The sequence below is a fragment of the Muriicola sp. genome (genome assembly GCF_049669965.1).
GTDB lineage: Bacteria > Bacteroidota > Bacteroidia > Flavobacteriales > Flavobacteriaceae > Muriicola.
On sequence record NZ_JBATLB010000241.1, the window covers coordinates 1 to 8,448 of the forward strand.

The 8,448-nt window shown below is 41.7% G+C and carries 7 protein-coding genes; 3 read left to right on the forward strand and 4 right to left on the reverse strand.

From position 1 onward, the window contains the following. Both WBM49_RS12310 and guaA read right to left on the reverse strand, forming a co-directional pair. Window positions 1-824: LysM peptidoglycan-binding domain-containing protein (locus WBM49_RS12310; protein ID WP_424372350.1), on the reverse strand; the 824-nt coding region annotated here is incomplete at its 3' end. Window positions 825-835: 11 nt separating this feature from the next. Beyond that, window positions 836-2,368 carry a glutamine-hydrolyzing GMP synthase gene (gene guaA, locus WBM49_RS12315; protein ID WP_424372351.1) on the reverse strand — a complete coding sequence of 511 codons (1,533 nt, stop codon included), beginning with the start codon at window positions 2,366-2,368 and terminating at the stop codon, window positions 836-838. 78 nt (window positions 2,369-2,446) lie between these two features. On the opposite strand from guaA, the gene WBM49_RS12320 reads away from it, so the two are divergent. After that, window positions 2,447-3,172, forward strand: coding sequence for an SIMPL domain-containing protein (locus WBM49_RS12320; RefSeq protein WP_424372352.1), 726 nt, complete (start codon window positions 2,447-2,449; stop codon window positions 3,170-3,172). A 219-nt stretch (window positions 3,173-3,391) separates the two neighbouring features. Continuing rightward, on the forward strand, window positions 3,392-3,937 hold the full coding sequence (locus WBM49_RS12325; RefSeq protein WP_424372353.1) for a pyridoxamine 5'-phosphate oxidase family protein: 546 nt from the start codon (window positions 3,392-3,394) through the stop codon (window positions 3,935-3,937). Between the two features lie 13 nt (window positions 3,938-3,950). Here the strand turns inward: WBM49_RS12325 and WBM49_RS12330 are convergent, their stop codons facing one another. Further along, window positions 3,951-5,324 carry a pyridoxal phosphate-dependent decarboxylase family protein gene (locus WBM49_RS12330; RefSeq protein ID WP_424372354.1) on the reverse strand — a complete coding sequence of 458 codons (1,374 nt, stop codon included), beginning with the start codon at window positions 5,322-5,324 and terminating at the stop codon, window positions 3,951-3,953. 54 nt (window positions 5,325-5,378) lie between these two features. After that, window positions 5,379-6,983, reverse strand: a complete 1,605-nt coding sequence (gene bshC / locus WBM49_RS12335) for a bacillithiol biosynthesis cysteine-adding enzyme BshC (RefSeq protein WP_424372355.1) — start codon at window positions 6,981-6,983, stop codon at window positions 5,379-5,381. Window positions 6,984-7,210: 227 nt separating this feature from the next. Here bshC and WBM49_RS12340 point away from each other — a divergent pair. Next, window positions 7,211-8,448: M14 metallopeptidase family protein (locus WBM49_RS12340; RefSeq protein WP_424372356.1), on the forward strand; the 1,238-nt coding region annotated here is incomplete at its 3' end.

Sequence of the window (8,448 nt, forward strand, 5' to 3'; positions counted from 1 at the left end):
ACCATGCCCTCTTTAAGACCACCTTGTTCAAGGATCATAGGGTTTAGCTTAATGATCTCCTCCGATGTAATACCGTATTCTCCACTTAGGGTATACATTGTTTTTTTAGATGGGACCGTATATGACTCAAAGAGCGTAACTTCTTGTCCCTCCACTGTGCTCCCCGGTTTTCTTGGCAAATTCAATTCCTGTCCAATGGCGAGGTCATTGGTGGTCCTTGGCAAGGATGGATTTAATGCTAAAAGGCTGTCTACAGTAATTCCATATTTATGGGCGATGCTCCATCTGGTTTCTTTAGGCAAAACCACATAGGTCTCAAAATCTTCCGGATTAATACTATCTTTTATTTCTTCTATTTCAGGGAATTCGGGGATCTCTAACCGCATCCCTTTTTTTAATGCACTACCGTATAATTCCTTATTATATCGCTTAATATCGTCCACGCTTATCTCATACCTACGGGAAATACCATAGATGGTCTCCTTTTTACGCACACGATGAGTTCTGAATCGCACTGGAGTGCGCTCTTCTTGCTCCTGATCGACCTGTTTTACTACCTTACTTTCTTTTGGAGTCTCAGGAAGAGGTTTGGTATCAGAGGCATTTGCCTGCATTGGGATCACCAGGATCGTATTTGGTTTTAATACATCCCCTTGTTTAATCTCTTTGTTGTATTTCAGAATATTGAACGGGGTAACCCGGTACAGCTTCGAGATGCTATATAATGTTTCTCCTTGTTTCACCGCGTGGGTCTTGAATTGTTGTGCCTGCACCTGGAAGGCAAACAACAAAAACAAAACAAGGCAGTTTAGTACTTTCATCATGGTATATACGTTTATTCCCACTCTATGGTTGCCGGAGGTTTAGAACTAATATCGTAAACCACCCTATTTACACCTGGGACCTTATTGATAATTTCATTAGACATTTTTTGCAGGAACTCATAAGGTAAATTTACCCAATCTGCGGTCATTCCATCGGTACTTTCCACAGCACGGAGGGCTACACATTTCTCATAGGTCCTTTCATCTCCCATAACCCCTACACTGTGAACCGGCAATAACATGGCACCGGCCTGCCATACTTTGTCATAAAGTCCCCATTCTCGTAATCCGTTGATAAAGATAGCATCTACTTCCTGTAAAATAGCCACTTTCTCTCTGGTTATATCCCCGAGAATTCGAATGGCTAGGCCAGGTCCGGGAAAAGGATGGCGCCCCAATCTTTCATCGGCTATCTCCAGGGTAGCCCCCACTCTCCTAACTTCATCCTTAAAGAGCATTTTTAAAGGCTCCACTATATTTAATTTCATATAATCTGGTAAGCCTCCAACATTGTGATGACTTTTTATGGTTGCAGACGGTCCTCCGGAAGCCGAAACAGATTCTATTCTGTCCGGGTAAATGGTTCCTTGCGCCAACCATTTGGCATCCTCCACCAAATGCGCCTCATCATCAAAAACATCAATAAAAATTCCCCCGATGATCTTTCGCTTCTTTTCGGGATCATCTTCTCCGGCCAAAGCATCCAAAAAGCGTGCCGAAGCATCAACTCCCTTGACATTTAGGCCCATATGTTGGTACTGATCCAGCACTTCTTCAAACTCATTTTTTCTAAGGAGGCCATTGTTGACAAAAATACAATGAAGATGTTTCCCTATGGCCTTGTGCAACAATACGGCCGCCACCGTAGAATCTACCCCACCGGAAAGTCCTAAAATTACCTTGTCGTCCCCTATTTCCTTTTTAAGTTCTGCAACGGTAGTCTCCACAAAGGCATCCGGGGTCCAGGTCTGTTCTAATCCCGCGATATGTACAAGGAAATTCTCCAGTATTTTTTTCCCGTCTTTAGTGTGATACACCTCCGGGTGGAATTGTATGGCATAGGTCTTTTCATCCCGGAGTTTATATGCCGCATTTTGTACGTCATGAGTACTGGCCAGTAGTTCTGCATTTGGGGGTAATTCCTTAATGGTATCGGAATGACTCATCCATACCTGGGAACCTGGTTTAATCGATTTAAAAAACGGATCATTTTCCTGGATGGACGACAATCTGGCCCGTCCGTACTCTCTGGTATTAGAGGGGGCCACCATACCTCCGTGAAAATGGGCCAGATATTGCGCCCCATAGCAGACTCCCAGTAAAGGAATCTTTCCTTTAATCTTACTTAGATCCGGATGGGGAGCTTCCTCCGATCTTACAGAGTAAGGGGAGCCAGATAAGATCACAGCTTTATATTCAGAAAGGTCTTCAGGTAAATGGTTATATGGTTTGATCTCACAAAAAATATTCAGTTCCCGAACTCTTCTTGCTATAAGCTGGGTGTATTGAGATCCAAAATCTAAAATCAGGACGTTGTTTTGCATGGGCAAAAATAGCAATTTGAGCTATTTTGTAAAGGATCTTTGGGTATATTTATCATAGGTTTATTAACGTACTTTGCAATGAAACACATCTCGGCGATAATTTTCGGAATTTCAATAGTACTCGCTGCTTATTTTTTGGGAGCTGCTTATAAGGATAGGGCAAATCCGCCGCAGGTAATTTCGGTAACCGGGTTGGGCACTGAAAACTTTATTTCTGACCTCATAGTATGGGAAGGATATTTCACGGCATTTAACACCGATTTAAAGACCGCTTTTGAACAAGTGAATCGGGACAAAGAGATAGTGCGAACCTATTTGGTCTCTAAAGGCATCCCTTCAGATAATATAATTTTTAATTCTGTGCAGACCCTGGAACAAAGGGATAATAAATATGATAACGGAAATTACGTAGGAAGTATTTTTCGTGGATATTCCCTGACCCAATCCGTAAATATTGAATCCAAAGATGTTTTACTTATAGAACAGGTATCCAGGGAGATCACCGAATTATTGAATAAAGGTGTACAATTTACCTCTTCCCCACCCAGGTATTACTACACACAGCTTGCCGATCTTAAGGTTAAGATGATTGCACAAGCTACTGAAGATGCAAGGTTAAGGGCAGAAAATATTGCTGAAAATGCCGGGGGTTCTCTTGGAGATCTTATTTCGGCACAAATGGGTGTGTTTCAGATCACAGGACAGAATTCAGACGAAGCATTTAGTTGGGGCGGGGTATACAATACCTCATCGAAGAATAAAACAGCTTCCATAACAATGCGCCTGGATTATAAGGTATATTAAATCAATGTCTGTAATCTAGCGGTCCACGTTTACATAAAAAAAAGCCCTGACCCCTACGGTCAAGGCTTTTCAAATCAAAAACCAACCTAAACACATGAATTTTTATGACACTACAAAAATTTCTTTTTCACAGCAATTTATTATAGAACAACTAACTTTAAAAATACCCTACCTCATCTTTAATTTTTTTATCTTTATTTATTTTTAAACCCCCTAGACATGACTCAGGATTATTTTAAAGAACTTTCTCAGGAATTAAAGAAAGGTGTATCACAAAAAGGACATCCATTTCGTTATTTTACGCTTGCCACAGTGGGTTTAGACCAGGTAGCACGGTTGCGGACCATAGTACTCCGCAAGGTTTCTGAAGAGCTTCAATTAACATTTTTTACGGATAGTCGCTCAAAGAAAATGATCCATCTGCAGGAAAATAAAAAAGTGGGGCTCCTCTTTTATCATCCAAAAAATTTAATGCAGATCAGAATCGAAGGATTGGCGAAAGTGATAAAAAATGAGGAAATTAAAGAGAAATACTGGAGCAGCGTAAAGGGAAGCTCCAGAAAGGACTACACAACAGCGACTGCTCCGGGAACTGCCGTAACACATCCAGATCAAATAGATTATCTGGATGATGAGGATCATTTTTGCATAGTAGAAATCACACCTTTTAAAATTGAATACCTTAAACTAAAGAGACCACATCATATCCGGGTTCGCTACTCCTGGGAAGAAGACTACTGGGAAAGTGAATTTTTAGTGCCTTAATACACTTTGCAGCTTACTCTTTTAAGGTATCCAAGATTAGTTCTATGTCATCCTGGCTGGTATCCGGATTGATAAAACAAAAACGTATTACTGTTTCAAAACCCTCATTGGTTCTCCATTTGGTTGGTGTGACCAACGCAATACCCTTCTCGTGATTGCTAAAGGTCCAGTTTGTATACATCTGAGGTGTCCATCCTTTGCGTCTAAAGAGAACACAAGACAGACTTGGAGGTCTCACCAGTTCCAATTCCGGTCGTTTTTCAATGAGTTCTGCCGACAAATTAGCCAGGGAAATACCTTTTTCAACCGCCCATTTATATTTATCTATTCCGTGGGTAGCTAAAGAAAACCACAATGGAAGCCCGCGTAATCTTCTTGTTAATTGAATCTGATAGTCTGCGGGGTTAAAACCATGGGCACCTTCATCACTAAAGATTTCGAGATACGACCCCTCCTGAGAATGGGCTTCTTTCGCTAGTTGGGGGTTCTTGTATAAAATGGCCCCGCAATCATATGGTGAAAAAAGCCACTTATGTGGATCTATGGTAATACTATCTGCTTTTTCAATACCAATAAACTGATGACGCACAGAGTCGGCTACCAAAGCACCTCCCCCATAGGCTGCATCTACATGGTACCATAATCCTTCATCTTTACAAACTCGCCCAATACCTTCCAAATCATCGATGATCCCGGCATTGGTTGTCCCTCCTGTGGCTACTACTGCAAATAATCGAGACCGTTGAGAAGGATCTAGCTCATTAATCCTCAATTTCAGATCCTCTCCTGTCATCTCTACCTCAGAGTCTACGAACACCAAATCAGCATCGATCACTTGTGCCATTGCTTTAACAGAGGAATGTGCATTTATAGACGTAATAACCAGTCCTTTTTTATGGATGTTGGAGGGGTTTTTTCTCCAATTCTCTCTGGCAGTTACCATAGCAGACAGATTAGCAGCGGTACCCCCACTTGTAAATACCCCAAAGGCACCTTCCGGCATTCCGGTGAGCGACACCAACCATTTCATTGCCTGATTTTCACAAAAGATCCCTCCTGCTCCCTCCATCCAATAGGCTCCGTGTATACTGGAGGCAGAAGTAACCAAATCGAACATTACAGCCGCCCTGGTTGGGGCAGCAGGAACAAAAGCAAGATGTCTGGGGTGATCTATTGGTACTGTCGCCGGTAGCAATACATCCCTGAATAGTTTAAAAGCGCGTTCTCCACCAATACCTTCTGAAGTAATAGTTTCACCCACCAGCTGATACAATTCTTCTTCCTTCCTGGGTTTTCCTAATTTGGGGGTGGTATTGGTAATACGACTAATGGCGTATTTCATGACATCTAATGTCATTTCAACGACTTCTATGTCAATATTATGCATGAAAAAGGATTCTTATACAAAAGTACAAGACACCGTGTTAATAGCGTAGTAAAACTAGGAATATATCACTATGGTGAATTGATCTCCCAGTGGATGCAAGGAATTCATTAAGGAAGGGATCAATCCTTCTCCCAATTCTAAGTACAACTCAGAAAAGTTGCGATTTCGTTCCTGAAGTGATTGGTTAGGAAACAACTCATTTTGTATGTTAGTCATGCGCCTCACATGATCCTTCAGTTTCCTCTTTTGTGCTTTTAAAAGGCGTTTTTCAAGGACATCAAGGCCCTTGAGTTGTTTAACTTCCTGTGCCTTTACTGCACCCAAAAAGGATTTATCTGTTTGCTCTGCCAGCTCATAAAGCCCATTAAATTGCTCTTTCAAATGTGTCCGCTGAGGGCTAAGATCTATATCTATATTAGATATTTCCCTGATCTTTTTATTGATGAGTCTGTTTTGTTCTAAAAATAGATCTTTTACGGTCACATTCAATTTGTGCATCTTTTGCAACTGCTTCTCAGAGATGACCAAGGCAGAATTTCTCAGTAAAAGCATTGGAAAAGGAACCTTCATAATCTCAAAAGAGGACCGAAGTTCTAACCAATAGGCCAGCTCTCCCCCTCCCCCTATATAACAGAGGTTAGGTAGAATTACTTCCTGATATAGAGGCCTGCTGATCACGTTGGGAGAGAAGCGCTCCGGAAAGCGCTCTATTTCTTCTAAAATAGCTTCTTTTGTAAACTGCAGTTCGGTATTATTTACAAAAAATTTACCCTCTTTTTGGATAAGGCGTTCCCGAATTCCGTCCTTGAGATAAAAATAATTGATTTCTCTTGGGTTTACCTGAATGTTATAGGCAGAAGAGGCCGCCTGCAGCTCCGATATGGTCTTGGTAACTTCTTCAAAGGCCGTTTGATGTAAGACATCTTCTTTAATATGAGGAATCAGGCATTGTTTTAAAGCTTTGTCATCCCCATCGATAATAACCAGTCCCTCGGCCCCAAAAAGTTCGTTCGCGAGATACCTTGTGGCAGCCGTTAATGTCTTGTGTTTTAAATACGCATTGCTAAAAAGTTCTTTCAGCTTTGCGGCATGCACCCCCGGGCCCAGTTCCTGTGAAAATAATTCATAAACTGCCTCTAAACCCTCTGTAGACAAACTACCTACAGCGCCGGAGGCCTCCCGGTTCCATTGTATTTTCTTCCCCTTAAAATTAAAATAATTGATCTCCTCAAAGTCGTGATCTTCCGTTGCCATCCAATATACAGGCACAAAATGTTGTCCGGGATTTTCTTTTTTTAAGGCTATGGTCAGGTTGATGGTGCTAATGATCTTGTAAAGAAAATACAAGGGCCCCGTAAAGAGATTTAACTGATGCCCTGTAACCACCGTAAACGTATTAGCCTCTTTAAGTAAGGAAATGTGCTTTTGAGTTTTAGGAGAGATGGTTACCCCCTCATATTGCCTCTGTAACGACGCAACTAGTACTTCTCTGGTGTTGGCAGGAAAACTTTCTTTCTTTTCTTTTATTTGGGCGCTAAAGGACCCTAGAGAAGGAAAGTGATGGTAGAATGCTTTTAATGAAGGGGCTTCTGCCAGGTAATCGCAGATGATCTCTGAAAAATACCCTGTATCCTTAAAAGGAATTCCTTCTACTCGCATACTGCTCTTTTATTGGCTTTCAAAGATACATTTCTGTGCCTTTTCATTTCCCAAAAATACGTTAAGTTGTGCCAATAACAAACGAGCAAAGGGAGCGTGTATAAATTACCGTATTCCTTGTAGGACAGATCAGCTGGCCATTATTGCCGTTGAGCGGTACGGCAATCCCCTATCTAATATGAATTTTAATCCTTAGCTTTGAGACTTTCATTTTACACTCCTTATATATGAAACAGATCTCAGTCTTGTTTGCCTTAATCCTTCCGGTAGTGCTTATGTCCCAGTCCTTAAAATCTCCCTCAGAATTTCTGGGATATGAGCTGGGAACACAATTCACCCGTCATCATGAGGTAGTAGAGTACTACCAATACCTGGCCAATACCGTCCCGGAAAGAGTTCAATTACAAGAATATGGCAAAACCAATGAGCGCAGACCTTTACTATTGGCCTATGTCTCCTCTGCTGAGAATATGGAGAATCTGGAAACCATACGTACGGAACATTTAAAAAATACTGAAGGGACAGGCAACGCTTCAAAAGCCATTGTCTGGCTTAGTTATAATGTGCATGGAAATGAGAGTGTAAGTACAGAGGCCTCCATGCAAACCATCTATGAATTACTAACCTCCAAACAAGCCTATTTGGAAAATACCGTGGTCATCATAGATCCCTGTATTAATCCGGATGGACGCGACAGGTATGTGAATTGGTATAATCAAAACAAGAATACCCCCAACCAGGTAAATCCGGATAGCAAAGAACACCATGAAGGGTGGTTAAGCGGGCGAGCCAATCACTATATGTTCGATCTAAACCGGGATTGGGCCTGGTTAACGCAAGTGGAAAGTCAGCAGCGCCTGTCCTGGTACAACCAGTGGCTTCCCCATATTCACGTAGATTTTCATGAACAAGGGGTGAATAATCCGTATTTCTTTGCTCCCTCTGCAGAACCTTTTCATGAGGTGATAACCCCTTTTCAGCGCTCTTTTCAGGAAACTTTGGGGAGAAATCACGCTAAGTACTTTGATGCCAATGGCTGGTTCTATTTTACCAAAGAGCGCTTTGATCTGTTCTATCCCAGTTATGGGGACACCTATCCCACCTACAACGGGGCTATTGGAATGACCTATGAACAAGGGGGAAGTGGCCGGGCCGGACTGGGAGTAATTACGGCTATAGGGGATACCTTAACACTGAAGGACAGAATAGACCATCACAAAACTACGGGATTGTCTACGGTGGAGGTTGCTTCTCAAAATACAGATAGGCTCAATCAGGAATTCCATAAATTCTATGAACCTAAGAATTTTAAATACAAAAGTTATGTGTTGAATGGGGACATGGATAAGAAAAAAGCACTTACCAACCTATTAGAAAAACATGGCATTGAATATGGTTATGGCAATAAAGGAGTTGCCAAAGGTTTTAATTACAATACCGGCACTAACGGAAGTATGCAAACCGA